26 protein-coding genes, 1 tRNA gene and 4 pseudogenes are annotated in these 24,139 nt (G+C 58.6%); 17 read left to right on the forward strand and 14 right to left on the reverse strand.

Features of this window, described 5'->3' with window-relative positions:
* The first annotated feature begins 226 nt into the window (after positions 1 to 226).
* The 4 genes from NLY36_RS22865 to NLY36_RS22880 all read left to right on the forward strand — a co-directional run bounded on the left by NLY36_RS22865 (position 227) and on the right by NLY36_RS22880 (position 2,596).
* Positions 227 to 685, forward strand: a complete 459-nt coding sequence (locus NLY36_RS22865) for a phasin (RefSeq protein WP_023669330.1) — start codon at positions 227 to 229, stop codon at positions 683 to 685.
* Positions 686 to 1,030: 345 nt separating this feature from the next.
* Positions 1,031 to 1,107: transfer RNA gene (locus NLY36_RS22870), tRNA-His, on the forward strand.
* 207 nt (positions 1,108 to 1,314) lie between these two features.
* Positions 1,315 to 1,656, forward strand: a complete 342-nt coding sequence (locus tag NLY36_RS31830; protein ID WP_502882022.1) for a hypothetical protein — start codon at positions 1,315 to 1,317, stop codon at positions 1,654 to 1,656.
* Positions 1,657 to 1,762: 106 nt separating this feature from the next.
* Positions 1,763 to 2,596, forward strand: a complete 834-nt coding sequence (locus tag NLY36_RS22880; RefSeq protein ID WP_245260228.1) for a site-specific integrase — start codon at positions 1,763 to 1,765, stop codon at positions 2,594 to 2,596.
* Positions 2,597 to 3,109: 513 nt separating this feature from the next.
* On the opposite strand, the gene NLY36_RS22885 is transcribed toward NLY36_RS22880, so the two are convergent.
* On the reverse strand, positions 3,110 to 3,778 hold the full coding sequence (locus NLY36_RS22885; protein WP_023697293.1) for a methyltransferase family protein: 669 nt from the start codon (positions 3,776 to 3,778) through the stop codon (positions 3,110 to 3,112).
* Positions 3,779 to 3,944: 166 nt separating this feature from the next.
* On the opposite strand from NLY36_RS22885, the gene NLY36_RS22890 reads away from it, so the two are divergent.
* The gene (locus NLY36_RS22890) at positions 3,945 to 4,760 is read left to right on the forward strand and encodes a sterol desaturase family protein (RefSeq protein WP_023697292.1); all 816 of its coding nucleotides are present in this window, start codon (positions 3,945 to 3,947) and stop codon (positions 4,758 to 4,760) included.
* Positions 4,761 to 4,850: 90 nt separating this feature from the next.
* Here NLY36_RS22890 and NLY36_RS22895 read toward each other — a convergent pair whose 3' ends face one another.
* The 6 genes from NLY36_RS22895 to NLY36_RS22920 all read right to left on the reverse strand — a co-directional run bounded on the left by NLY36_RS22895 (position 4,851) and on the right by NLY36_RS22920 (position 10,410).
* On the reverse strand, positions 4,851 to 5,375 hold the full coding sequence (locus NLY36_RS22895) for a prepilin peptidase (RefSeq protein ID WP_023680998.1): 525 nt from the start codon (positions 5,373 to 5,375) through the stop codon (positions 4,851 to 4,853).
* 2 nt (positions 5,376 to 5,377) lie between these two features.
* The gene (locus tag NLY36_RS22900) at positions 5,378 to 5,932 is read right to left on the reverse strand and encodes a tetratricopeptide repeat protein (RefSeq protein WP_023697291.1); all 555 of its coding nucleotides are present in this window, start codon (positions 5,930 to 5,932) and stop codon (positions 5,378 to 5,380) included.
* A gap of 52 nt (positions 5,933 to 5,984) precedes the next feature.
* On the reverse strand, positions 5,985 to 6,914 hold the full coding sequence (locus NLY36_RS22905; RefSeq protein WP_023681000.1) for a type II secretion system F family protein: 930 nt from the start codon (positions 6,912 to 6,914) through the stop codon (positions 5,985 to 5,987).
* A gap of 40 nt (positions 6,915 to 6,954) precedes the next feature.
* Entirely contained in the window at positions 6,955 to 7,926 is a 972-nt protein-coding gene (locus NLY36_RS22910; RefSeq protein ID WP_023681001.1) for a type II secretion system F family protein, read from the reverse strand.
* Positions 7,926 to 9,308: a TadA family conjugal transfer-associated ATPase gene (locus tag NLY36_RS22915; RefSeq protein WP_023697290.1), complete on the reverse strand. Its 1,383-nt coding sequence runs from the start codon at positions 9,306 to 9,308 to the stop codon at positions 7,926 to 7,928. Before NLY36_RS22915 ends, NLY36_RS22910 begins: the two co-directional genes overlap by 1 nt.
* Positions 9,309 to 9,399: 91 nt before the next feature.
* Positions 9,400 to 10,410, reverse strand: a complete 1,011-nt coding sequence (locus tag NLY36_RS22920) for a phosphatase PAP2 family protein (protein WP_198020834.1) — start codon at positions 10,408 to 10,410, stop codon at positions 9,400 to 9,402.
* Positions 10,411 to 11,020: 610 nt separating this feature from the next.
* Here NLY36_RS22920 and NLY36_RS22925 point away from each other — a divergent pair.
* The 11 genes from NLY36_RS22925 (at position 11,021) to NLY36_RS22975 (ending at position 19,446) form a co-directional block, all read left to right on the forward strand.
* Positions 11,021 to 11,197 (forward strand): Flp family type IVb pilin, encoded by a 177-nt coding sequence (locus NLY36_RS22925; protein WP_023711764.1) that lies wholly within the window; start codon positions 11,021 to 11,023, stop codon positions 11,195 to 11,197.
* Between the two features lie 141 nt (positions 11,198 to 11,338).
* The gene (locus NLY36_RS22930; protein ID WP_023711763.1) at positions 11,339 to 11,512 is read left to right on the forward strand and encodes a Flp family type IVb pilin; all 174 of its coding nucleotides are present in this window, start codon (positions 11,339 to 11,341) and stop codon (positions 11,510 to 11,512) included.
* Positions 11,513 to 11,581: 69 nt separating this feature from the next.
* Positions 11,582 to 12,637, forward strand: coding sequence for a Flp pilus assembly protein CpaB (gene cpaB, locus NLY36_RS22935; RefSeq protein ID WP_023697285.1), 1,056 nt, complete (start codon positions 11,582 to 11,584; stop codon positions 12,635 to 12,637).
* A 52-nt stretch (positions 12,638 to 12,689) separates the two neighbouring features.
* The gene (locus NLY36_RS22940) at positions 12,690 to 14,135 is read left to right on the forward strand and encodes a type II and III secretion system protein family protein (protein WP_023697284.1); all 1,446 of its coding nucleotides are present in this window, start codon (positions 12,690 to 12,692) and stop codon (positions 14,133 to 14,135) included.
* A 4-nt stretch (positions 14,136 to 14,139) separates the two neighbouring features.
* Positions 14,140 to 14,418: a hypothetical protein gene (locus NLY36_RS22945; protein WP_023714725.1), complete on the forward strand. Its 279-nt coding sequence runs from the start codon at positions 14,140 to 14,142 to the stop codon at positions 14,416 to 14,418.
* 72 nt (positions 14,419 to 14,490) lie between these two features.
* Complete coding sequence (locus NLY36_RS22950) at positions 14,491 to 15,945, forward strand: pilus assembly protein TadG-related protein (protein WP_023697283.1); 1,455 nt, start codon at positions 14,491 to 14,493, stop codon at positions 15,943 to 15,945.
* A gap of 74 nt (positions 15,946 to 16,019) precedes the next feature.
* A complete protein-coding gene (locus tag NLY36_RS22955) occupies positions 16,020 to 16,475 on the forward strand; it encodes a TadE/TadG family type IV pilus assembly protein (protein WP_245265581.1) in 456 nt (151 codons plus the stop codon).
* 50 nt (positions 16,476 to 16,525) lie between these two features.
* Complete coding sequence (locus NLY36_RS22960) at positions 16,526 to 17,113, forward strand: TadE/TadG family type IV pilus assembly protein (RefSeq protein WP_245260225.1); 588 nt, start codon at positions 16,526 to 16,528, stop codon at positions 17,111 to 17,113.
* Positions 17,110 to 18,273, forward strand: coding sequence for a CpaE/TadZ family protein (locus NLY36_RS22965; RefSeq protein ID WP_023697281.1), 1,164 nt, complete (start codon positions 17,110 to 17,112; stop codon positions 18,271 to 18,273). The genes NLY36_RS22960 and NLY36_RS22965 overlap by 4 nt, the downstream gene beginning before the upstream one ends.
* Positions 18,257 to 18,856, forward strand: a complete 600-nt coding sequence (locus tag NLY36_RS22970) for a L,D-transpeptidase (RefSeq protein ID WP_023697280.1) — start codon at positions 18,257 to 18,259, stop codon at positions 18,854 to 18,856. Before NLY36_RS22965 ends, NLY36_RS22970 begins: the two co-directional genes overlap by 17 nt.
* A complete protein-coding gene (locus NLY36_RS22975) occupies positions 18,853 to 19,446 on the forward strand; it encodes a hypothetical protein (protein WP_023697279.1) in 594 nt (197 codons plus the stop codon). The genes NLY36_RS22970 and NLY36_RS22975 overlap by 4 nt, the downstream gene beginning before the upstream one ends.
* A gap of 22 nt (positions 19,447 to 19,468) precedes the next feature.
* Here NLY36_RS22975 and NLY36_RS22980 read toward each other — a convergent pair whose 3' ends face one another.
* The 4 genes and pseudogenes from NLY36_RS22980 to NLY36_RS22995 form a co-directional block, all read right to left on the reverse strand.
* Positions 19,469 to 20,008 (reverse strand): hypothetical protein, encoded by a 540-nt coding sequence (locus NLY36_RS22980; protein WP_023697278.1) that lies wholly within the window; start codon positions 20,006 to 20,008, stop codon positions 19,469 to 19,471.
* A gap of 129 nt (positions 20,009 to 20,137) precedes the next feature.
* The gene (locus tag NLY36_RS22985) at positions 20,138 to 20,326 is read right to left on the reverse strand and encodes a hypothetical protein (RefSeq protein WP_156931615.1); all 189 of its coding nucleotides are present in this window, start codon (positions 20,324 to 20,326) and stop codon (positions 20,138 to 20,140) included.
* A 373-nt stretch (positions 20,327 to 20,699) separates the two neighbouring features.
* Positions 20,700 to 20,947, reverse strand: a pseudogene (locus NLY36_RS22990) (conjugal transfer protein TraD).
* A gap of 1 nt (position 20,948) precedes the next feature.
* Positions 20,949 to 21,273, reverse strand: a pseudogene (locus tag NLY36_RS22995) (conjugal transfer protein TraD).
* A gap of 154 nt (positions 21,274 to 21,427) precedes the next feature.
* Between NLY36_RS22995 and NLY36_RS31675 the strand changes: the two are divergent.
* A pseudogene (locus tag NLY36_RS31675) lies at positions 21,428 to 21,733 on the forward strand (MobA/MobL family protein); the annotation flags it as partial.
* Here the strand turns inward: NLY36_RS31675 and NLY36_RS31680 are convergent.
* The 3 genes and pseudogenes from NLY36_RS31680 to betI all read right to left on the reverse strand — a co-directional run.
* Positions 21,732 to 22,223 (reverse strand): annotated as a pseudogene (locus NLY36_RS31680) (transposase); the annotation flags it as partial. The pseudogenes NLY36_RS31675 and NLY36_RS31680 sit on opposite strands and share 2 nt — an antisense overlap.
* Before the next feature lie 907 nt (positions 22,224 to 23,130).
* On the reverse strand, positions 23,131 to 23,427 hold the full coding sequence (locus NLY36_RS23005) for a hypothetical protein (protein ID WP_023689298.1): 297 nt from the start codon (positions 23,425 to 23,427) through the stop codon (positions 23,131 to 23,133).
* Between the two features lie 54 nt (positions 23,428 to 23,481).
* Complete coding sequence (gene betI / locus NLY36_RS23010; protein WP_031202248.1) at positions 23,482 to 24,069, reverse strand: choline-binding transcriptional repressor BetI; 588 nt, start codon at positions 24,067 to 24,069, stop codon at positions 23,482 to 23,484.
* Between the last annotated feature and the right edge of the window lie 70 nt (positions 24,070 to 24,139).

Below are 24,139 nucleotides of genomic sequence, written 5' to 3' on the forward strand. Positions count from 1 at the left end.
CCGCGCGGCGAAGGTCCACAAGCCATGGCGGGAAGCAGGTGGAATCTCTGGCCACTTGGTTAACAGCTCTCGGAATGTCCCTGGATAACCTCTTGGGTGACGCATGGGAAGAAATTTATGGTGCACTGCAACAAAGATATTGCATCGCACAAAAAAACCGCTATATTGCCATCATACATGAACGAGACGGCTTTTTGTCAAAGCCGCTACCCCGAAAGGATGGAAAATGACCAAGGCCAAGACCGCTGAGACCATCGAAAACGTCGAATTCCCGAGCTTCGACGCTTCCAAGGCAACCGACCAGATCCGCGCTTTCGCCGAAAAGGGGGTCGAGCAGTCGAAGGAAGCCTACTCTAAGCTGAAGACCGGCGCCGAAGAGACCCAGAAAGTCCTGGAATCGACCTTCGAGACTGCCAAGACCGTTTCCAGCGACCTGTCGCTCAAGACCATCGCCGCTCTGCGCGCCAATGCCGAAGCCGGCTTCTCGCATCTCGAGGCCCTCATCGGCGCCAAGTCGCTGTCGGAAGTGGTCGAACTGCAGACCGCCTTCCTGCGCAAGCGCGTCGAGACCACCGTCGAGCAGGCCAAGGACTTCCAGGCTGTTGCTTCGAAGGCTGCCGAAGACGTCTCCAAGCCGGTCAAGACCGCTTTCGAGAAGGCCCTGAAGGACATCAAGGCCGCCTAATAATTGCGCACAACTCTGCGATGCATCAAAACGTCGCATTTCGTCAGACAAATAGGTGTGCGATAGAGTTGTTCAAATGAATACCCGGCGAGTGGAACCTCCTCCCTCTGCTCTCCGGGGTGACCAGCCAGCACCTCCTCCCGCTGGCTCGTAACAGGAAAAGGCCGGCACCTCCTCCCGCCGGCCTTTTTCTTTTGCCGAAGAAACGGGCGTCTGTTGGCAGACCGGCTTTGCCTTATCAAAGGCCTTGAATTAGTCTCTGATAGACCGTATTGGACGCATCGCCGAACGACAGAGCGGATCTCGGAGAATGAATTTTCACCACGATCTGGCTCAGGCGAACGTGCCGTTGTAGCTCAGATGGTTAGAGCGCCGGATTGTGGATCCGGAGGTCGCTGGTTCGATCCCAGCCAACGGTACCACCGACCTTCCGAATAAGTATTTGAATTCATTGGCAAATTTCGGCGAAAGGGTTCGCCTAGGTTGCGCTTTCGCGCCGTTTGTGATACATAATGTGATACGTATCGTGACACAAACGCCGTGTTGAACACGCGGGCAGACGACGCGAAGAGCATGATCCCGACTGCCTCCTGCAACTCAGGGGCGATCACTTCCATTACCGACGCCGGGTGCCACAAGAGGTCAGGCACCTCGACGAACGGGGTGAGTTCGTGCGCCGTGCCCTCGATACCACTGAGCGAATAAAGGCGCGCACAGCCAGAGATCTTCACGAGGCAGCCGACAATGCATTGTGGGCGTCACTAATGCTGGGCGAAAATCCACAGGCGGCGCGCGCCCGATACCGCCAAGCGATCAAGCGCGCCGAATCGTTGGGGTTCGTTTATCGGCCGCTTGCCGAGATTCTGGTCGCCGAGCCGCTCGACACGATCCTGCAGAGTAGAGAGCACGATCGGAGCACCCGCCACATCACCATCGGTGGACGCAGTCGGCGGCACCGTTGCCCGTCCTGACGACAAGATATCAGAGGCTCTGGAGCTTTATTTCGACGAGATCACCCGCGACGAAATCCGCACCAAAAGCCCCGATCAGAAGAAGCGCTGGAAGGCAAAACGCGAGATGAGCGTCGATGTGTTTATCGGCCTGGTCGGCGACAAGGCGATGGGTGAGATCACGCGCGACGACGCACGAGTGGTGCATAACTACTGGCTGAATCGTATCGCGCCCCAGACAGGGAGGGCAGACCGTTCGGCGTCTACTGGCAACCGAAACATGGGGAACCTGCGAACCCTCTACGCCGACTACTACCGGCATCTCGGTTTCCCCGAACAGAAAAACCCCTTCGCCGATCTCTCATTTAGCGACAAGTCAAAGCGCAGCCGGCCGCCATTCCCGACCGACTGGATCCGGGACAAGATTTTTGCGCCGGGCGCGCTCACAACGCTCAACGAGGAGGCGCGGGGTATCGTCCTTGCGTTTGCGGAGACAGGCGCGAGACCGAGCGAGCTTGCGAATTTACATGCCGGCGTCATCAATCTTGACCGCGATGTCCCGCACATCTCGGTCGAACCGCGCGACGACCCTGACGATCCGCGAGAAATCAAGACCGCCTCGTCAGTGCGCAAGATACCACTGGTCGGCGTGGCGCTTGAGGTGTTCAAGAAATATTCAAAGGGCTTCCCACGGTACAAGGACCGCGAGGCATCGTTGTCAGCCCTGCTTAACAAGCACTTCAAGAGCCACGGATTGTTTCCCACCGAGGATCATACGGTCTATTCGCTGCGCCATTCGTTCGAAGACCGTATGAAGAACGGCAGGCTGGACGAGGAACTTCGGCGTATGCTTATGGGCCACACGATCGACCGGCCAAAATATGGCGAGGGTGGCGACATGAAGATGTGGCAGGAAGAGCTTATGAAGATCGTGCTTCCCTTTGACCCCTCGATCGTGTGACGCGCTCGCGCACAGCCGCCATACGCTTTTCCCTCGCCTTGTGGTCTCGCAGAGCACGTTCCAGATGTTCATATAACGGCAGCCAGGCCTCGCCTTGGTCCCCTCGCGCCACCATGATCTCCGCGACGCGATCGAGCGCTCGCTCGATGCGCTCGGCGGTCACCGGACGTGACGTCAACGAACACCGCTTCACGACTTCTGAATCCTACAAGTCGATACCTCAGCATGCGTTGGCCGTAATCGGGCCTTCAGTGCAGAAGGGGTGCATTCGGCTTTAGCGGAAAATGGCGGTCCCGGCGTGCAAAATAGGCGGTGTTGTCAGCCTTTTCGGACCGGCCGTTGGGCGTTGGTAGCGGGAGACCGCTACTTCGTTAGACCACTATCGAGGAGACGTGCTTTTGCTATCGTCGTCATGCGGCGTGGCGGCAATGATGGACTGGGAAAATATGTGGCAGGCGGCTTTCGAGCCGGAACAGAATGCCGCCGATGGCCAGCGTACAAAACGGCTGCCGGCTATGGCTTGTCTACCGACGGTATAGCTGCCCTAAAAATTCGCGGTATGAACATAGGGACGCGCCGAGCATATTCATCATACTCGGGAAAGGTTTGCCGCAAGATGGCTTCCTCATTCCTCGCGCGTCGATACTGCAAAAGAAACTGAAACGCACCGACGATCACCATCAATACCGAAAAATGTGAGAGGATCATCCCGAGGACGAATACTGCTTCACAGACGTACAGCGGATGACGGACAAGCGAATATGGGCCTGAGGCGACAAGTTGCCGAGCCGTGGCCATGATGGAAAAGGAACGGCCAAGCCAATATAGGCAAAAAATCGAAGTGACGGTGCCGATGAATATTGAGCAAAGAGCCGCTATTTGCGCAGCTTCGCTTTCCAGTGCCGGGGTCAGAAACATCGCCACCAACATAAGGAAAGATCCGGCTAACGCGGTAATCCTTGGCTCAATTCCTCGGGCCGTTCCCTTAGCCGGAAGACGGCTGACTGTCATAACGATCTGCAATAGCAACAACACAGTCGCGGCCGCCTGAGTGATGACCGCCAGCGAACTCGCCGAAGTGTCCTGATTGAAATGGCCGAAAATTGAAATCACGCCAAACGTCGCCAAGACCGTCAGAACAAGGACGATCGCAATTCGGCCAAGGAAATCCTCAGTTAGCATTGTAGTTCTCCGCTTCGGGGAGCATTGAAGCACTGCATTCGCGCCTCGGCAAGAAAATGGTTTCCGAAGAGTTAACTTCTACTCCACCTGTTCGGAAACGATCGTCTTGTCTGATAGTTCAGCAAGTGGTTCACTCCTCCCATAACTGCCACTTTTGGATAGGCCAATGGACCTCTTTGGTCTGAAATCTCTGCTCATTTGTGCCCTGATCTTCGTCCCGCTGGAGCGAATCCTGACCCTGCGGCCGCCTCAAAAGATTCTTCGCAAGGGTCTCGCTATTGATGCCATCTACGCACTCTTGAATGGCACGCTTGTAAGAGCTTGCATTTTCTCGATGGCAGCGATTGTCATGAGCGTGGCCGCATTGCTGGTGCCCGAGCGCGTATTGGATACCATCGGCGGCCAGCCCACATGGCTCCAGGTAATCGAAATCATCATATTAGCCGATCTCGGGGTGTACGCCGCACACCGCGCGTTTCATGCGGTTCCGGCGCTGTGGCGATTTCACTCGATTCATCACGGTATAGAAGAGTTGGACTGGGTGGCCTCGTTCAGAGCGCACCCGGTCGATCAGATCATCACCAAGGCGGTCTCCCTCATGCCAGTGTTCTTTCTTGGCTTTTCGACAGAGGCGATCGCCATCTATTTCCTTGTTTATACCGGGCACGCGCTACTGCTGCACGCCAACGTCAGGATCAATTTTGGGCCCTTGAAATGGCTGATCGCGAGCCCGCAATTCCATCATTGGCACCACGCCGATCATCGCGACGCCTATGACAAGAACTTTGCCAGACAACTAGCGATCATCGATCTGGTGTTCGGTACTTTTCACGTTCCAGGCTCGGCAATGCCCGAGAAATACGGAGTCGATGAGCCGATCCCGGCAAGCTACCTCGGCCAGTTCGGATATCCGTTTATGCCCAAACCCAAAGAACGGGGGAATGCCGAGATCGGCGCGGTCAAGCAGACGCCTGATGCTTAGGCCAGATCTCTCGGTTTGTGAAACCCCTCCGCACCTCCGAGCCCACCCACTCACCTTCGCCATGCCGTTGTTGTTTTGGGCCCGCGACCATCAGATCGATAGCCCGCCAGAAACCATCAAGCTGGCGTAGATCTGAAACGCCAGCGTGCAGATCGCCGCGATCGATATCGGCACGCCGAACGGAACAACCCCCTTGCGATCCAGATGCTGAACATAAAGGCGGAAGGCGCCTTCCGGCAGCATGAAGGGATTTTTCACGATCAGCGCCGTGGTAAGAGCAAAAACCAGCAGCAGCAGGGAAAACACCGCCAGACTGCTTCCGCCGGTCAGGAATGGCATTACTGCCATCAGCTTGACATCGCCGGCACCGACCTTGCGCAGAGCCCAGAACGGGAAGAGCGCAAGAAACAGCACGATGCCTGCAATCGCGCTCAGGCCCATGTCCCACCATGATCCGACCAGAATTGATACAGCCTGCAGTGATCCCAACCCGAGGCACAGCAGCAGAAGCACATCACGGTTGGATATTTTTTGGGTGGTGAAGTCGAGCCAGGCTATCCTTGCGAGCAAAGGGACAGCAAATACCTTCAGCAGCAGCGATGCGGCAAGCAGCATGACTACTGACGCTCGACGTTCTGCACACTGGATGACAGAAGCTTCAGATTGTTGACCACGGTCGGATCGTTGGGCGCCAGTTCGTAGGCCTTGAGGAAGTTCGCGCGTGCATCCTGCAGCTTGCCGCGCAGCAGGTAGGAATAGCCGACATTGTTGTAATATTCGGGCGACGCGCCAACCAGCTTGAAGGCCCGGGCGTAAGCCCTGTCGGCGAGGTCGAAGCGGTGGATGCGGTCGCTGCAGGCGGCCAGGCCCATCCAGGCGCCACCATCATTGGGAGCCAGTTGCGTCGCCTTGTAGAACAGCGCGCCGGCATTGCCATAGTTTTCCGCACGGAACTGGTTCGTGGCTTCGGCCACCGCTTGGTCGGAGGCATAGTATTCGACATCGCCGACCGTCTTCAGACCATCAAAAGCATCGCCAAAGGCCGTCACGTCGCCTTTCGATGGTTCGTTGGTGCGAACGATCCCATCGGTGTTGTCAGCCCCGGTCTGGCAGCCGGCAAGCAGCACGGCCAGCAAACTGGCAGCGGCTGCGAGGCGCATTGGCCTTCTCATCTTGTCTCCCCAAAGTCCCCGGACCTATTTTAGAACCAAAGCATATGACTGTTCAGAAGAAAATGCCTTTCATGCGGATTATCACGGGCAGCATGACCACCATCATCACGACTGGAAAGATGCAAAGCCCCAATGGGATCATCATCTTGACCGGAAGAGTGTTGGCACGCTCTTCGGCACGAAAGATTCTTTGTCCCCGCATTTCGTCGCTATACACGCGCAGGGCGTCCGTCAGACTCGTCCCAAGTTCCTCTGATTGCCGGAACAGCACGGCCAAAGCGCGCGCCTCCTCGAGCCCGATTCGATCGGCGAGTTCGCGCAAAGCTTCCCGCAGCGGCTTGCCGGCGCGCAATTGCAGATTCATGATCGAAAGCTGGATGCCTAGCCATTTATGTGTGCCGGCCAGTTCGGCGCCAACACGCTCGACCGCCGCCTCCAGGCTCATGCCGGCGTCGGCACAGGTGATCATCATGTCCATGAAATCGGGAAAGCCACGCCGATAGATCTGCTTTTGCCCGTTTTCGAAGCGATCGAGCGCTATGCTTGGAATGACAATGCATGCCAAGCCAAGCAAGGCTGAGCCTCCAAAGACGAAAAGACCGGGCAATTGTGGTGGCAAGATGCGCGAGAGGAGTCCGTAGGTCACAGCAAAGCCGACACAGACCGCCGCCAGACGCGATACTGTGTAGATCAGCGGCGCGCTTGGCTGATAGAAGCCTGCGCGAAAGAGTTTCGCGTCCAGGGCACTGGGTTCGTCGCGTTCCTTCTCGATTGATCGAAAATATGCTTGGACAGGTTGCTGCGCAGAGATTCTTGCCAACTCCTCCTGCCCAACAAGCGAGCGGCGGTTCGGAGTGCCCTCTGCCATCAAGGTTTGCGCAACCAGCTTCCGCGTCTGCAGCGCCGGCAGGAATATGAGTGCAGCCAACAGAAAAATGGCCACCGCTGCCAGGAAAACGGCAATGGAGATCAGGAGGCTCACATCGTGAGTATTCGAAAAGAGATTTATGGTTCGCTCCCAGTCAGAAATCGAAATTGACCATGCGATACATGATGAAGTCGCCAAGCAGAGCCCATACCCCGAAGACCGTAAACACAGGCATGACCAGCGGGTCATTCCATATATCGCCATAGTAGCTTGGAGTGATGGTCATGAGGATAACGAGCATGAACAGCGGAAACAGGGAAATGATCCATCCAGACATTCGACCCTCGGCGGAAAGTGCCTTTATCTTCAGCCTGAGCTTTTGCCTTTCACGCAGCACCGCTGAAAGGTTGGACAGAATTTCGGTCAGATTACCGCCCGTCTTCGCTTGAATCGACAGCGACACCGACAACAGTTGAAGGCCTTCGAAACCAACGCGCTGGGAGAGTTTTCGTACCGCGTTTTCGAGGCTGAGACCAAAAGTGATTTCGTCGGAGACGATACCGAATTCGGTGCCCAGCGGATCGGGCATTTCCCGGGCGACGAGCCCGATCGCCACAGAAGTCGGATGGCCGGCACGCAACGACCGAACGATCATGTCGAGTGCGTCCGGCAGCTGCTTGGCGAATTTCTGGATACGTTTAGCTCGGGCGCGGCGAAGAACCAGAAGCGGCAGGATAAAGGCGATCAACAAAAAAACGAATAGCGCGAATATAGCGGAAAAATGCAGCAGAAACGCAAACACCAGCGCCAGCGCCAATCCCGCGAGAAAGAACATCGCGACAAACGACAGCGGATTCCCGGTAATTCCAGACTGGGTGTACAGTCTGTTCAGCCCGACCATGCTGAAAAGAAAATCGCCAGAATTGGTAAGCCCACGCTCGCGCAGCAATCCTTGCAAAGTCTGTTCTGCAGGAGCTTCATCAGCCAGCCTTTTCAGCCGACGATTTATCGCGCTGACCCGCGAGCGGCGTTTGGAATAGGTGACAAAGAGAGCCTCGATCGCAAGGATCGCCGACGCCGCCGCCAGCACATAGATGAAGTAAAGCAAAGTCTGGCCAGTCGGCATCAGAGCGGAACCTGCGGATTGAATGCGTCCTTGCCGAACAGAAAGCCAAGCGTCGCGGCTTCCTGGGCAAAGCGTGGACGAATGCCGGTGGCGCGAAATTCTCCGACGATCTGGCCGTCCGTCGTCACTTCACGCCGCACGAAGTGGTAAAGTTCCTGAAGCTGGACCACATTGCCTTCCATGCCTGTCAGTTCGGATATGGAAACGACTCGCCGCCCACCGTCCGAAAGGCGCTGCGTTTGGACGATGATGTTGATGGCGGAAGCGATTTGCGCGCGGATGGAATCATTGGTCATCGGCATGCCGGCCATGCCGACCATCTGCTCCAGCCGCGAGATCGCGTCGCGCGGCGTGTTGGCATGGATGGTGGTCATCGACCCCTCATGGCCCGTGTTCATCGCCTGCAGCATGTCGAAAGCTTCCTCGCCGCGAACCTCGCCGACGATGATGCGGTCCGGCCGCATGCGAAGCGCATTCTTCAGCAGTTCGCGCTGACGCACCTCGCCCTTGCCTTCGACATTGGGCGGGCGCGTTTCGAGACGGCCGACATGCGGCTGCTGCAATTGCAGCTCCGCCGCATCCTCGATCGTCACTAGCCGCTCCTTGGGTGGAATATAGCTGGACAATGCGTTCAGCAAGGTCGTCTTGCCGCTGCCGGTGCCGCCCGAAACGAGGATCGATTTGCGCGCCTGCACGGCGATCCGGAGCAAGTCGACCATCGGCTGGCGGATCGAATTGAAGGCCATCAAGCGCTCGAGCGAATAGGGATGCTTCGAAAACTTGCGGATAGACACCAGCGGACCATCCACGGAAATCGGACGCACCGCGATGTTGACGCGCGAGCCGTCTGCCAGGCGAGCATCGACCATGGGCGCCGATTCATCGACGCGCCGTCCGATGGCCGAGACGATCTTGTTGATGACGCGCAGCAGGTGTGCCTCGTCGCGGAAACGAATTGCCGTCTCCTCGATCACACCGCGCCGTTCTATAAAAACGCGATTGTGCGTGTTGATCAGAATGTCGGAAATCGAGTCATCCTTGAGCAGTGGTTCGATCGGACCAAGCCCCAGCATCTCGTCGGCGGTGTCGCTGGTCAGCTGATCGAGCTCGCGCGCGTTCAGGGGCACGGTTCGACCGCGAACAAATTCGCGCACGATCGGCCGAATCTCGTTGAGGATTTCATCCTTCGAAGCGTTTTCGAGCGCGGTCAGATTAAAGCGATCGATGAGATGGCGGTGGAGCTCGACCTTGAGCGTCAGAAAGTCGTCACCGTCCGGTTCGAGGTCGGCCACGGGGACAGGTATCGGAATTGCCGGTGCCAATATGATCGGAGGCTCGATTCGAACCCCATCGGCTCCCTTGGTGGTGAACCGGCCCAGCATCGTCCCAATCCCTTTAAATTACCCCAAGACGGAAACTATTCGTTAACCAGAGTACGTGCAAGAGTGCTAATATTCCAAACGCGCCGTATGGTTAAGGACGGCCAGCGCGTGCGATCCAGCGGACAGACTGGAACGACGCGGCCGCCACAGCCAACCCCGCCAGTACGTCGACCAGATAGTGACTGCCTTGAGGCAACGTGGCGATTATGAGCATGGCGTTCAGCAGATAGATGGGCGGTGCCACGTAACGGATGCCTCGCATCGAATAAACGAATATCGCAGCAAGCGCGGAATGAAACGAAGGGAAGGTCACAAGGCCTTCCGGGTGCTCAACCACAAATGGTCTCAGCGTCCTGAGGGCATAGAGTTGATCGAGGTGGCGTGTCGAGGCGCCGGGACCGAAAGAACTCAAAATACCTGCGGAAGGATCATAGAAGTCAAAGGCACCCGCTGCCGGTATAGCCACAAGCACCAGGCACGTCAGACAACCAGCCAAACCAAAATGTGCGAGAAATTCCACTAGTCGGCCCGACCGAGCGGTGAAGACCAGGATGGCTGGTAACAGAAACAACTGTATCCTCAGGCTCGAATAAGCGGATGAAAGTAGAAAGGCAGCCCATGGATGCTCGTTCAATCGCCTGACATATTGGACCCAATTGAAACCCAAGGCCGCGTCGCCTGCAGCCAGATACCCGTCCATCAGCGGCCTTCTTGTCGCGCTCGCAAGATAGCAGAGTAACAGAAGTCCTACCGAGAACGACATGATGACACCTAAGGTCACGACCAAGGCCTGGGACTTGCCCGCGAAATCGCTCAACAGGTCGCGATAGTGAAAGGGCGTTTTGCGGAGCTGATAGCGCATCGCGCCGAGCGCGCCCCATATCAGCGCCAAAGGTAGCGCCGAGATCCCTGCGCGAGACCAAAGAACCGGATCCACAGCTACGGTCGAGAACGGAAGCCAGATCAAAATTACCGTGGCAATCGCTCCGAGCATGGCCGAGATAAAGGCCACGAGCCGGCCGTTCCACAAATTTACCGCCTTACTGTCACTTGATCCGCCCCAGCGCCCCATTGATCCGACGTCAGACAGATCGGCGGTCACATCGTATGCACTAGGCGAAAGGTGCACAGTCGCCTGGTCCCCGCCCGCTGCTCGTCTGGGCTCCAACCGGCTCATGACAGTGCGTTAGCCCCCCTCTAAATATCCTGGCGCTGAAACTAACGGTTAACCACGAGGGGGACAAGCGCCGCATCAGGCGCCGAGTAGCCAATACTTACAACATAGTTAAGGGTCTTGCCCAAAAAAATATCGTTTTTATTTCCGACGTTCGCACTGCCGCACATGAGCGAATGCATTAAGCTTACTGAATCGGCGCCCCTTGGGGGTGCCGAGCCGAGGAACCCTCTCGATAATTGGCTGTAACCCCTTAGATATAAAGGAATATGCTAGAAACCTAAATTAGATGCAGCTTGATTAGCTTCGGGGCACAATTATGAACGAATGGTTAAAACGCTTGAAAAATTAGTCGAATCAAGCTCTTGTTGAAATTTAAGTGCCTTCCGGTCAGGTATTGAAAGGTTAAGGATCTGTTAATCCGTTTGACTCTGCTTTTTGGCGCGACCTAGGATTGAGATGACGGGGGATGCTTGGGTATGGGGTTCATCCTTGGCTCTGTCTCGTCGGGTTCAAAACTCCAAGGGGAGAAATTGGCATGAAGAAGCTCATGACGATGACCCGGCAGTTCCGCGACGACGAAAACGGCGCTGCTATGGTCGAATATACGATCCTGCTCGGGATCATCACTATCGCGGTGATCGCATCCGTCATTACGGTCGGCGGCTGGGTCAGCGGCAAGTGGTCCTCTTTGGCATCGACCCTGCCGACTTGATCATTTTTGTCATCGACGCCGGGGCATCCTCGGCGTCGATGATTGGTGGGCATTCGACTGGAAGATGGCGGGGGATGCTTGGGTGTGGATTTTCATCCTTGGCTCGTCTCGTTGGGTTCAACTCCAAAGGGAGAGATTGGCATGAAGAAGCTCATGACGATGACCGGGCAGTTCGGCGACGACGAAAACGGCGCTGCTATGGTCGAATATACGATCCTGCTCGGGATCATCACTATCGCGGTGATAGCATCCGTCATTACGGTCGGCGGCTGGGTCAGCGGCAAGTGGTCATTCTTGGCATCGACACTGTCTTGATCGCCGACACGTAGTCATCGGCGCCGGGGCGTTCCCCGACGTCGATTTGCCTAGCAATCCGGGGGGCAAATGCGCGCCAACACTGTCATCATGATCGTTCTCGCCGGCGTGTTCGGCGTGCTCGCGGTGGTGCTTGCCAATATCTGGCTGGCCGGGCAGCGGAGCGCCATGGCACGTACGGACGACGTCCAGCGCGATACGGTCGTGGTCGCGGCGGTGGCTCTTAAGTTCGGCGACACGCTTTCCGCCGACAAATTGCGCGAAGTCGAATGGCCGTCGGGCGCCGTCCCGGCCGGCGCTTACAAGACGACACAAGACCTTCTCACGAAAGACCTTCCGGCCGGCGGCGGCACCAAGCAGGCTTTGCAGTCGATCGGCGTCAACGAACCTGTCCTTGCCACCAAAATTACTGGCCCCGGCCAGCGCGCTACGCTTTCGGCGGTGCTCGGCGAAGGCATGAAAGCCGTTTCCATCAGGGTCAATGACGTGCTCGGCGTTGCCGGATTTGTCTATCCCGGCGATCGGGTTGACGTGCTTTTGACGCGCACCGTTCGCAATGCCGAAGGCGGGGATCAGAGTTTTGTCGACGTGCTGCTTCAGAGCATGAAGGTGCTCGCCGTCGACCAGGTCGCCGACGAGAGCAAGGACAGCCCGACAGTTGTGAAGTCGGTGACGCTCGAGGTCAGCACCAAGGATGCGCAGAAGCTGACCTTGGCCGCAGGCGCCGGCCAATTGTCACTGGCGCTTCGCCAGGCAGCGGCCAGCAAGGGCGAGATGACCGAACGAGTCACGCTGTCCGATTTGACCGGCGACACGCCCGACGATGTCGCCAAGAGGCAAGCCGACCTCGCCAAGCAGGCGGCAGCCGACGCCGCGGCCGCAGCCGAGCGCCAGCGCGCGGACGACAAGATCGCCGGTTTGGCCCGGGCGGTGGACCGGGTTGGAAGCCAGATCGACCAGTTGAGCAAGGTCAAGCCGGCTCCGGTCATCGTGGCGGCACCCGCGCCGCAGCAGGTCGTCAAGGAAGTAGTCAAATATGTAGAACCGGAGCAGCCAACGCGAGCGACGGTCGGTGTTTTCCGAGGTGTGAAGCTCGAGACTTACGACGTGCCGCGACAACAATAGCTAAGCGCGGCGAAACGGGGGGCTGCCACCGGCAGCGATTGGGGATACGGCGATGCAGGGGTCTTGGTTAAGGATATCGGCGGCCGCGTTGCCCTGTCTGGCAGCGCTGCTTCTATCTAGCCTGGCGGCCCTTGCGGCCGACCGCTTTATCGACGTGTCGACCCCCCGCGTGCACCGCATCTTCTTGCCGGTATCGCAGTCGGTAACGATCCAGGTGAGTGCCAATCTGGGCGATATCGTCGTCGGCGATGAGAAGATCGCCGATGCCCAGCCGATGACCGACCGCACGCTCTATGTCATCGGCAAGGGCGCCGGCACCACCACGGTCAATCTGTTCTCCACCGACAAACGCTCGCTCGGCGCCCTCCAGATCGAAGTCGGCGTCGACGTCAGCGACATGGCGCAGGCGATCCGCCAGGTGGCGCCAAGGTCGCGCATCGAAGTCGGGTCGGTCAATGGGAGGGTCAGGCTTGGCGGCCACGTCAAGGACGGCGCCACTCTGGCGGCCATCCTGGAGGTGGCAAAGCAATATGGTCCCGACGACATCATCAATTCCGTCACTGTCGACGAGAGCCAGCAGGTCAATCTCGAAGTGCGGGTGCTGGAAGCCAAGCGCAACGCCGGTCGCGATCTCGGTGTGTCGATCAGGGGCAACAACAGCAGTGGCACCACCAAAGTCGGAACCGGCATCACCGCCGTCGACAAAGATGACGTGGTGCTTGGCGCCGGAGGTTTTCTCAGCAACCTCCTGTCCAACTCGACGCCCTTTGGAGCGTTGCTCACACGCGTCATCGACAGCAACATCAAAGTCGACTTGTACATTGAAGCGCTCGAGGCCAAGGGCGTGGTACGCACGCTCGCGAATCCCAATCTCACCACGCTTTCCGGTGAGGAAGCCAGCTTCAATGCCGGCGGTGAGGTTCCCATCCGCAGCCTCGACAAGGATGGCCAGATTCAGATCGACTTTAAGCAATTCGGCGTGAATCTAAAGTTCACACCTGTTGTGCTTGAAGACGACAAGATTCATATGAGGCTGGCACCGGAAGTCAGCGATCTGACCGGCTTCACCACCGCCGGCGACCCGATCTTTACCAACCGAAAACTATCGACCGTTGTGGAGTTGCGCGACGGCCAGAGCTTCGCGGTAGGCGGACTTCTGTCCAGCAAGACCACCAAGCTACAGAACCAGGTGCCGTGGCTCGGCCAGGTGCCGGTTATCGGGACGCTTTTCCGCAATTCGAGCAACCAGAAGGAAGAGACCGAGCTGGTCGTTATCGTCACGCCGCACCTCGTGCGGCCGGTGAAGCCCGGCGAACAGCTGGCGACGCCGTTTGACAAGACGCGGCCGGCCAACGATCCGGAATTCTTCGTGCTCGGTCAGCTCGAGGTGAACAAGGACATGATCCGACAATATGAAACGGGCGAAGGCGTGACCGGCCCTTATGGCCACATGCTGGACTTCAAATCGAAGGACAAGATGCTCTATGTCAAGAAATAGCGCCTTGATCCTCATTCTCTGCGCCGGCGCGCTGTCGGGCTGCGCCGCGGATTATCTGAATCACTACGATTCAGTGACGCTGGCCGCTGGCGATACGCAGAAGTTCAATTCGCTGCTGCAGACGGTCGATCCACTCAATCCGGCCTCCAAAAACACCAGGATCGAGGGTGACGGCGTGCGTGCCGCCGCTATAGCAAACAACTACAAATTTCCGCCGCCGCCGCCCCCCCCGCCGGCCATCACGGTCAATGTCGGCACGCCGGCAACCAACACGGTGGAATGAACAGAAGGATGCGGTTTCAGTGCGCCAGGCACGACGAGGAAACCTGGCGTCAGGGGAGCAAAGAGTAAAGCCATGCTGCGAACCATTCGCGCGTTCTGGCACGATCAAAGGGGAATAGCGCTGATACTCGTCAGCGTCATGCTGCCGGCCATTATCGGCTTTTCCCTGCTGGCGATCGATATGAGCCGGGTCAACAATCTGCACAATGATTTGCAGAAGGGGGCGGATGCATTCGCTCTCGCAACAGCTGCAGAACTCGACGGCACGTCCGACGCAATCACGCGAGGTGATTACGCACTGGCGACACTGGTTCGCAACCAGTACAATTTCACGACCACGCCAGGTCCCCAGGATCTAGCAGCTGCCGGCGTGACGCGACGATATCTCCGATCCCTGCCGGCCACCGACAATCTGCCGATCGTCGCTGCGAATGTAATCACCGACGAGGTGACCGATGCGAAAAATGCCCGCTTTGTCGAGGTGACGGTGACCCCAGTCGGCTTTGCCGCGATCTTCCCGGCATCGTTCTTGACAGGCAACTCCGCGAGCAATTCCTTCAATGTTGGCGCGGTGGCAGTGGCCGGCTTCAAGTCAAGCGTCTGCGACTATACCCCGGTCTTTATGTGTAATCCGTACGAGGATACGAGCCTCACAGGCGGCGTAACGCTTGAACAGGCGGCAAACTCACAGCAGTATCGCCGTCGCCAGATCCTTCTGCGAGATAATGGCTACTACCAACCTGGTAACTTCGCCTTTCTTGCTTCGCCGGAGGGCAACGGCGCGAACGCCTTGGAAGCGTCGCTCGCCCGCGTGAAGCCGGTGGGCTGCTATGCTCAAGATGGCGTTGACACCGAACCGGGACAGAGCACCGGCCCCGTGCAAGACGGGCTAAATGCCCGCTTCGGTATCAGCAAAAGTTACATTGGAACGTCCACCGGTCCAGCGGCCAATGTCCGCATGGGGCTCAAAAACATCAACTGCAACAACGGCCAAACTGACTTTGAGACCGATCCAACAAAGGGTGTGGGGCTTGAACGGGACTCCTGCCAGATCACCGGCACATGCAGCCTGATGGGCGGTCGTATGGGCGCCGGCGATTGGAATGCCAGCCGCTATTGGACTGTCAATCATCCGACACGCGGCGCTTTGCCTTCATCGCTGGTAGGTGCCACCCGCTACGAAATGTATCGCTACGAGCTTAACCCCGACGGGAACCCCGCGACCAACGACAGCATCGCTGGGGATGCAGCGATAAGCGGAGAAACCGGTAATCCGTCCTGCGGCCAGACACCCGTCACGACGGTGGACCGGCGCATCCTCTTCGGGGCCATCATAGACTGCAACGCGATAAGCGGATTCAACGGTCGCGCCAACAATATCCCCGTGCGCGCCTTTGGGAGCTTCTTCATCACCGAGCCTATCAAAGATAGCAAGGATATCTACGTCGAACTGATCGATATCACAGGCAAAGGCGGACGGGGAACGCTCGATAACTTCCTCCGCGATGAAGCGCAGCTTTACCGGTGATGGCCATGCTGAAAACGCTGCTCCGCCATCTCGACCGATTTCGGCGCGACCACCGCGGCGCGGTGCTCGTCGAGATGACGCTGATCACGCCGCTGATGCTGATCTTGTCGGCCGGCGTGTTCGAATTCGGCAATCTGATCCATGACAAGTTGTTGATGGAGGCCGGGCTTTCGGACGGGGCTCGCTATGCAGCGCGCTGCAACAGCCAGATGTATACCGACGCCGGGCTTGCCGCGATCGACTGCGCCGCGATCGCGGCCAATATAGCAGTGTTCGGCAAGCCGACGGCAACACAGACGGATGTTCCGCGAATCGCCAATTGGCAGGCGTCGAATGTGACGGTGACCAGCACGACCTGCTACGACGCCGTACAATCCGGCATTACCAAATATCGTTCGACCACGGCACAGGTCTGCACCGTCCGTGTATCCGGCACCTACCTGTACCCTGATGTCGGGATGCTCTCGTTTATCGGCATCGGGCCGATTACGCTTCGCGGCTATCACGACGAGCGATTGCTCCGGTTTTGAACATGATTAGGCGTTTCACAACATCGGAAGACGGCGCGGCGATGGTGGAAATGACCATCGTATCTACCTTGCTGTTCTCGCTTGTCCTGGGCTTCGTCGATTTCGGCTATGCGTTTTATCAATGGAACGCTGCAACCAAGGCAGTCCAGGTCGGTGCACGGTTGGCTTCAATTTCCGATCCGGTTGCGACCAACCTGACGGCCGCCGCACCGACCATAACGCCCGGTGCTCCGGTCGTCTCAGGCGTGTATGGTCCGTTTGCATGCTCGTATACCGGAACCACCGGTGCCTGCACCAACAGCGGCATCTTCAGCGCTGCCAATTTCAGCCGAGTTTTCCGGGGTGACACGGCTGTCACCAATGACGACGTCTGTCCCGTGCTGGCCGCCAACCAGCGGCCAGGGATGTGTCATTTCTTTCCGGGCCTGCTGCGCAGCAACGTTGTCATCACCTATTCCGCCACCGGCCTCGGTTTCCAGACGCGGCTGGGCGGACCAGTGCCGACAATCAGCGTCAGCCTGCAGAACAGGACCTTCCAGTTCTTCTTCCTGAAAGGACTGATGGGTTTCGCAGACATCAACATGCCCTCCATGCTGAGCACGGTCACGGGCGAAGACTTGAAGAGTACCGCGTCATGAATGCCATCAACACCAAGGTTACGCCGACCAAGCGAAAGCAGGTGGCGCTGTTCTCGTCGGATGCGAATTTCAAACGCGATGTGGCGACGCGCCTCGATGCGCTGGCGATCTACGACGTCAGGGTTTCCGAGACCGGCGACTTCCTTAGGGGGGCGCCCGCTGATACGCGCCCCGGTATCGTCATCCTCGACCTCGGCAATGGCGAGTTGCTCGGCAGGCCGGGCATCATCGAAGCGCGCGCGCTGTGGGCGACCGTGCCGCTGATCGCCGTCTCCGACGAACTGTCGTCGGAGCAGACGCGTGTGCTGGTGCGCATGAACGCTTCGGACTGGCTGCACAAGCCGCTCGACGGCAAGGAATTGCTGAACGCGGTGACCTTCCACGACACCGGCAACCAGGGAACCAAAAGCCGCATCATCACCTTCATCAGTGCGAGCGGCGGCGCCGGCGCGACGACGCTCGCTCTCTCGGCGGCCGAGTTCCTGGCATCGAAGTCGAAAGAGCGGGCGGCTTCCACCTGTCTGGTCGACCTCGATTTCCAGAGCGCCAATTGCGGCGCCTATCTCAACCAGTTCAACCAGTTCGACCTCGGCGGCATCATCGGCCAGCCGGAGAGGCTCGACGTCGAGCTGATGGATGTCATCAAGCTCTCGCGCCCGTCCGGGCTGACGCTCTATTCCTTCGAGAGGCCGCAATTGCCTTTCGAACCGCAGGGCAGTGATTTTGTCTTCCGGCTGCTGGACCTCGTCGCCTACCGGTTTGACGACATCGTCATCGACCTGCCGAACATCGAGACGCCTTGGCACAATTCCGTGCTGTCGACGAGCGATGAGATATTCATCGTCTTCGAACTCAACGTCGCCTCGCTGCGGCAAGGCAAACGGCTCTACAAGAAGATCCGTGAGTTGCGTGGCAATGCTGTCAGCATCACGCTGGTCGCCAACAAGCACAAGCGCAAATGGTTCGGCAACCATTTTTCGCGCAGCGAACTCGAAAAGATCTTTAAGGCGCCGCACATCAAGTCGGTCGCGCTGGACAATGCGCTTCTCACCGATGCGTTGAACCGTGCTATCCTGCCTGCCGAGGTGGATGGGCGTGCGCGCTTCAACAAGGACCTCAAGCGGATGTTCAAAGAGCGGCTCGATGACGCTGCCAAATAGGGGGCGGCCAAGTAGGTATCGGATTGGCCCGGGATTGGCCTGCGTCATGAGCATTGCGCTGATGATGCTGGTCCAGGATTTCGCCAGCGCACGATCGGCACTTTCGGATCGGCCGCCGCTGCCGGCAATGGGCCCCAGCCTGCGCAAGACAGTTGCCTTCGAGACGACAGAACAGCCCGGAACAATCGTTATCCGCAAGGACGAGAAAGCGCTTTACCTGGTGACCCGACAAGGCCAGGCGCTTCGCTATCAGATCAGCGTCGGACGCGACGGATTTGGCTGGACCGGAGTGGTCGAGGTGGGGGCGAAGACCGAATGGCCGGAATGGCGCCCACCCCGCGAGATGCGCGCCCGCCAGCCGGACCTGCCGCAAATGGTGCCTGCCGGTCCTTACAATCCACTTGGCGCCAGGGCGCTCTATCTGCTTCGGAACGGGCGTGACACGCTCTATCGGATACACGGAACCAACGATCCCAAGGGTGTTGGCTTCGACGGAACATCGGGGTGTTTTCGCCTTACTAACACCGATGTGATCGATCTCTTCAAGCGCGTCGCGATCGGCGCAAAGGTGGTGGTTCAATGACGATGATCAGCGAACCGGACATGCCGGCAATCGAGATTGGGACAGCAGCCCGCATCGGACAGCAAGCTGCCGTTGTGAAACCGAGCGACAGAAGCATTGTCGGCGCCGTCATCATCGGCACGTCCCTGCTCACCTTGGTGAACATAATAGCCGCAGTCTATCTCTACCGCGGCATCAGCGATATGCGCTTTCTGGAAGGGCGCCTGGAACAACTCGGGACGTTTGAACAACGAATCGGGGGCCGGCTGGACACGGTCAACAACGGTTTTCAGAGCCGATTTGAAAAACTGGACACTCAACTGCAGAGCAGCTTTGGCGAAATCAACCGGAGCATAGCCCGGCTGGAACAGAACCAGCCTATTGTCCATGACGAAATCACGTCGAGCGCAGCGGAACCTTCCGTCGACACGACCAGCAGCATGGCGGAGGCGCCTGCTGTTCTCGATGGCGAAGACGCGACCGATCACAACGTTGTCGATGCGCCGCGTCCAGCGAAAAACAGGATCGCGGCCGCAGCGCCTGCCCCAAGCTCCAACTACCAGCGCATAGAGCAGGCCGACGGCAAGGTTTACTACCGGAAGATCAACTAACGCCGGAAAAAATAGGGCACCCTTAGAGATCTCGCTGCAAAGCAACAAGCCTCGCGGCCAGCGCTCCGGACCGCTGCCGGGTTTCGCTGAGAAAGACAACATGACAGTAGGCGCATGCTGTCACACCCAAAAACAGCACAAGGGTGTTCTTCAAGGTAAAATCAACCATTAGCGAGAATGGAAGACCCCCGGGTACGGCGAACGAAGCGATCGTGCTGGCTGTTTCGGAATGGCTGGTGACAGCGATCATCAACCCGGCGAAAAGCAGGGCGACGTGGTTGGCAAGGAAGAAGAACGCGGCCGACCTTCTTGTGCGGCACGCCATCCAGCAAACCATCGACGCGGCGGCCAGCATCAAGGCATCAAGGACCATCGACGACCCGAGATAAAGATCGACCTGTTGCCAGAACATCGTCGACAGCGGCCTTAGTTCAAGCCAGATCCGCCACATTGCGGGACTGGCCGGATATGCTCCCAGCAAGAAAGTCGCCATGCGCTCCCCTGCCAGGATCAGCAGGATCAGAGCTGGGAAGGCAAAGAGCATTATCGACTTGCGCTTCATGTCACCCTCGACAAACTGGCAACAAGATAGCTTGCAGAGATTGAGCGAGGCTTAACGGAGCGTTGGTGGTGCCGCGGCAGCGCAGCCAGCGGCGCATGGCAGCTGCATATCAGAAAGCGCCATGCGCCATTAGTTGTTTTGGGTGAGCACGAGCGTCACCACCTTCGGCTCGACTCGTTGCAGACATCGTTCCGGAATATTGGGCCACATCGCCTTGGCGCATCCCTCTTCGCCTGGCGCCGGCGCCAGCGAGAGTTCTGAGCTACGGGCTTCCTCGGCGGTCGACAGGAAGACCTGTGTAGCCAGCGCGGTCGCCATGGATACCTGGACGAGGATAAGGGCGTAAGCGAAACTTCTGATCATCCGCTCGAAACGCTGAATTCGCGAGCTGGTTCCAATGACCTGCCCACCGGGTAACCACGATCGCGATTTTTGGCTCCTCGCAGTGAATTTTGCCATTCAATACCGGCGGATGTTGAACGAAGTACGCGTCTTGTCCTTGGCCGCGTTTCCAGAATACGACGCGTACTCGCGAAAGGTGCCGATGCTCGCCCGAATTGTTGACGCCAGCTTATGGCAAACGGCCCCGGTCGAAACATTCGATGACTTTCAATGCGCGTCGAAAGTTGGTGCATCGCGAATGGATCACGATATGCTGCGTTGTTGCGCCGCCCGCCGTTTACAACCATCGCTATGTTCGCCGGTCCATCTGCTCCTCACGCCGTTCACCATCGAACGCCTGCCTACCCTTCGCGGTCCATAGGTTTCGCGCATGCTCGCCTTCATGGCTCTGCAGCTTGGCGGCGATCCAAAGCAGCGCGCCGTAGATGGTGGCGCGATCGTCATTGGTGAGCTCGACAATGCCTGCCTTGACGGCGAGACCGCAAGTTCGATGAGGTGCCGTGTGCGCTGGCGACGCTCGACCTGCCAGGTGCGCATGTCATTGCGAGCCTGTGCCGCCTGCCGGCGATTGCGGGCCGCCCGATTGCGCTGGAGCGCTGCGAGGGTTGCGTTGAGATGCCGGATCAGTTCGCCGGGACCGGCTCTCGAAAAACATCACGCCACGCTTGGCCCATGCCTCACGCTTCGCGGCGTCTTTGGTTTCGGCGATTGCGACGAGCGCGCCGGCCAATTCGTCGGTGCTGAGTGCATCGGCCCCGTGGCGATCATCAGCTCGCCAAGCTGCTGCACCTTTCGCGTTTTGAGCTCGCGCGCCTTGTCTTCCAGGGTCTTGAGTCCGCGTCGAAGTCTCGTGGTTTGCGCATGGCTGTCTCCATTGATTGTGGAGCGTCCGCCAGAAGGCTTCAGCGTTGCCGAGACAGCCCGGGATGGGCTGGTCCATCCCGAGAATTTTTCGAGGGAGGGCGCGCTTATACGTCGTGCCGACGTAGGCTTTGACGTGCAAATGATCTGGTCGCGATGGCGATCTATCATCTTCACGTCAAGGTCATTGGTCGCAAGGCAGGCTCAAGCGCCGTCGCGTCGGCCGCCTACCGTTCAGCGTCGCGATTGCGCGATGAGCGCATCGAACGCTTGCCGCAGGATGCACCGGAGGCCTGGCGCGACCGCGAGAGGCTGTGGAACGATGTCGAAACGTTCGAGGTCCGCAAGGATGCCCAGCTCGCCCGCGAGGTGGAGTTTGCGCTCCCGCGTGAACTCAGCCAGCCGCAAGGCATCGAACTGGCGCGCGACTTTGTACAAGTCGAGTTTGTCAGCCAGGGCATGGATCGCCTGGGTACGCTCGCTTCAGCCAACCCGCAATCTGCTCCGGCGACCATTGCAGTGCCAGCTTTTGCGCCACCCGCCACCTTAGCCGTCCAGAGCATGCCAGGCGACATTGCTTCGGGCGAAGCGCGCGGTGCCAAGCCTGCTTGTCGGCTCGGGTTGCTCGATACGCTTGGGCACCGCCATTGCGCGAGATCTCGCGACTGATCGTTGATGGGGATCGCCCCAGACTTCGTGCAATAGCGCGGATGGCAAGACCTGCCGCAATCCCGCGAGAGATCTCTTCGCGCTCCCCCAGCTCGAGCGCCGAGGCCGCTCTACGCCTTGCTGACGGAGCAATGCCGCCGTGTAAGGATACGATCCGCTGAACGCCGCCCTTGGTCCGGTGGTCTAGTGCCCGCGAGATCGATGAAATGCTCTGACCCTGCTTCCACCGCTCCCAAAGCTCGGCCTTCTGCTCCGGGGTAAACCAAATACGTGACGTCACCATGCGACACCTCCCAATCCTCCCAGATTAAAGGTGTTGCGGCGACCGGTTGAACCCACCGCCTCATTTCGGGCGTCCGAAGGACCTTCTCGCCATCCTAAAAGCGGACATTTTCGGATTGCTGGACTAACGAATAAAGGGGATGCAACCAGTCTGCTTTCGATGAAAAGTCGAGGCAAGAGGACACTGAGCGCTCGGAAACACCGGGGCTGTATGCTGAATGGCAGCTTTCGCCATCCAGAAGAGGTACGCGGACGCGTGGGGGTCGCGGCAGGTCCTAGAGCCGTGGATTGATGGAGAAAGCTTTCGCAGTTGTCGATACGCGCTCGACCGAACAACGGGAAGATCATGCAATCCGCCAAAACGCATTACACGGAGCCGCGGCTCAAGCTTTTGCCGCAGACTATCGGCGTCATCGCCTCTTTGGGCTGGCTCTTGAAGACGGCACCTCCACGTCGTGGAATAGGGGCATAATAAGCTCGTGCCGGCGAGCGATCTCGATTAAAAGGCCGTTCGCGACCATGCCTCGGGGTTTAGCTTCTCGGGTCCGAGCCTAAGCAGCGGCAGGAGAATCTCGGACAGCTCTTCGGCGAGCAAGTCCTGGACCGCGATCGAGCCGACGTTTCGCGCGACGTTTCGAAGAGCGACACATCACGCAGTGTGGCACGCTCTAACAGCGCGGGGAATCCCAAACAGGCCGCTTTAGTCCCGACTATTCCACTCTCATGTTGCCGCTTCAAGGAGTGATCGCGATCCTGCCGATTCCGTCAGAAATCATTCGATCGAGCCTGTAGTTGGACAATGTAGGAGGCACGGTCTCGAAACGACGGTCCGGGTTGGTTACCGCCGGACCTGATGCGTCGCGGAGCTTCCTCTGTCAGGGAACTAGCGTCGGATCGAAATCTGGCTGTTAGTGGTAACGAGGATTCTCTACCGTGGTCGTGCCCCCAACTTTGTCCAAATGCAGATAGGGATAAGTGAACTTGATCTCCTTTTCGCTGGTGGCGAGATCGGTCGACAGCGTTTCGACCGCGGCGTGTTGCACAAGGTTTCCAGCTTGCCGGGGTCGCGCCCCACGATCAGCCATCCGCGCCTTCGCGGGCGAAAGCTTCCGAAAAATTGCCAGGCCGATGCTGTCCGACCCACGGGTGACCAGCGCCCGCTTCGTTGGAGTCGCATCGCCATGCTCCCGCAATTGGGCGGTCAAGGGTACGACCTCGCCGGCTATGAATTTTATCCGACCGAGGCAAGGCCGACGGGCCTAGGCTGGCGCGGGGCAAAGCCGCGCCGCGACGAAATCCTTGACCTGGCGCACAGCCTGCTCGCGCGTGACGCTGCCCGGCTGCAGACCGAGCCTGAGCCATAGCCCGTCGATCAAAGCGGTGATGCCGACAACGATTTCGTCGGCCAGTTCCGGCGAAGCGAGGCCGCGCAGGCCGGACAAGAGGTTCGAGCGCATGCGCGCATGGATGACCTTCTGGATGCGCGCCAGCTGCTCGTCGCGGGGCACTTCAGCGCAGAGCGACAGCCAGGCATTGCAGAGCGGCGGCAGGAACAGATGCTCCTCGAAATTGCCCTCGATCACCGCGTCCAGCCGTTCCATCGGCGTGCGCGCCCGCTGCAGCCGGGCGACCACGGCGTGGCAGAGCACGGCGTTCGCCTCGCGCATGGCGTGCTCGAACAACTCCTGCTTGTTGCGGAAATAATGCAGCACGATGCCCTTGGAGGCGCCGGCCTGGGCCGCGACCTTTTCCAGCGTCGCACCGGCGATGCCTTCGCGCTCCAGAACGGCGAACGCCGCCTGGCGCAATTCCTTGCGGCGTATGTCGCTGAGACGCGTGAGCTTCACTGGGTCGACCCATCCATTGCGAATCCATATTGACATCTTCGTCCGTTCAGATCAACAATTGACCAACAGG

It is taken from the genome of Mesorhizobium sp. C399B (assembly GCF_030323185.1).
Taxonomy (GTDB): domain Bacteria; phylum Pseudomonadota; class Alphaproteobacteria; order Rhizobiales; family Rhizobiaceae; genus Mesorhizobium.

Coding starts and splice junctions, on each gene's coding strand:
- NLY36_RS22915 (WP_023697290.1), bottom strand. CDS start 9,308: ATGCTGGGCCGGTTCACCACCAAGGGAGCCGATGGGGTTCGAATCGAG.
- NLY36_RS22930 (WP_023711763.1), top strand. CDS start 11,339: ATGAAGAAGCTCATGACGATGACCGGGCAGTTCGGCGACGACGAAAAC.
- NLY36_RS22980 (WP_023697278.1), bottom strand. CDS start 20,008: ATGAAGCGCAAGTCGATAATGCTCTTTGCCTTCCCAGCTCTGATCCTG.
- NLY36_RS22910 (WP_023681001.1), bottom strand. CDS start 7,926: ATGCCGACTGGCCAGACTTTGCTTTACTTCATCTATGTGCTGGCGGCG.
- NLY36_RS22895 (WP_023680998.1), bottom strand. CDS start 5,375: ATGCTGCTTGCCGCATCGCTGCTGCTGAAGGTATTTGCTGTCCCTTTG.
- NLY36_RS22970 (WP_023697280.1), top strand. CDS start 18,257: ATGACGCTGCCAAATAGGGGGCGGCCAAGTAGGTATCGGATTGGCCCG.
- NLY36_RS22890 (WP_023697292.1), top strand. CDS start 3,945: ATGGACCTCTTTGGTCTGAAATCTCTGCTCATTTGTGCCCTGATCTTC.
- cpaB (WP_023697285.1), top strand. CDS start 11,582: ATGCGCGCCAACACTGTCATCATGATCGTTCTCGCCGGCGTGTTCGGC.
- NLY36_RS22925 (WP_023711764.1), top strand. CDS start 11,021: ATGAAGAAGCTCATGACGATGACCCGGCAGTTCCGCGACGACGAAAAC.
- NLY36_RS22985 (WP_156931615.1), bottom strand. CDS start 20,326: ATGGCGACCGCGCTGGCTACACAGGTCTTCCTGTCGACCGCCGAGGAA.
- NLY36_RS22900 (WP_023697291.1), bottom strand. CDS start 5,932: ATGAGAAGGCCAATGCGCCTCGCAGCCGCTGCCAGTTTGCTGGCCGTG.
- NLY36_RS22965 (WP_023697281.1), top strand. CDS start 17,110: ATGAATGCCATCAACACCAAGGTTACGCCGACCAAGCGAAAGCAGGTG.
- NLY36_RS22880 (WP_245260228.1), top strand. CDS start 1,763: ATGAGCGTCGATGTGTTTATCGGCCTGGTCGGCGACAAGGCGATGGGT.
- NLY36_RS22885 (WP_023697293.1), bottom strand. CDS start 3,778: ATGCTAACTGAGGATTTCCTTGGCCGAATTGCGATCGTCCTTGTTCTG.
- NLY36_RS22865 (WP_023669330.1), top strand. CDS start 227: ATGACCAAGGCCAAGACCGCTGAGACCATCGAAAACGTCGAATTCCCG.
- NLY36_RS22975 (WP_023697279.1), top strand. CDS start 18,853: ATGACGATGATCAGCGAACCGGACATGCCGGCAATCGAGATTGGGACA.
- NLY36_RS22960 (WP_245260225.1), top strand. CDS start 16,526: ATGACCATCGTATCTACCTTGCTGTTCTCGCTTGTCCTGGGCTTCGTC.
- NLY36_RS22940 (WP_023697284.1), top strand. CDS start 12,690: ATGCAGGGGTCTTGGTTAAGGATATCGGCGGCCGCGTTGCCCTGTCTG.
- NLY36_RS22950 (WP_023697283.1), top strand. CDS start 14,491: ATGCTGCGAACCATTCGCGCGTTCTGGCACGATCAAAGGGGAATAGCG.
- NLY36_RS22955 (WP_245265581.1), top strand. CDS start 16,020: ATGACGCTGATCACGCCGCTGATGCTGATCTTGTCGGCCGGCGTGTTC.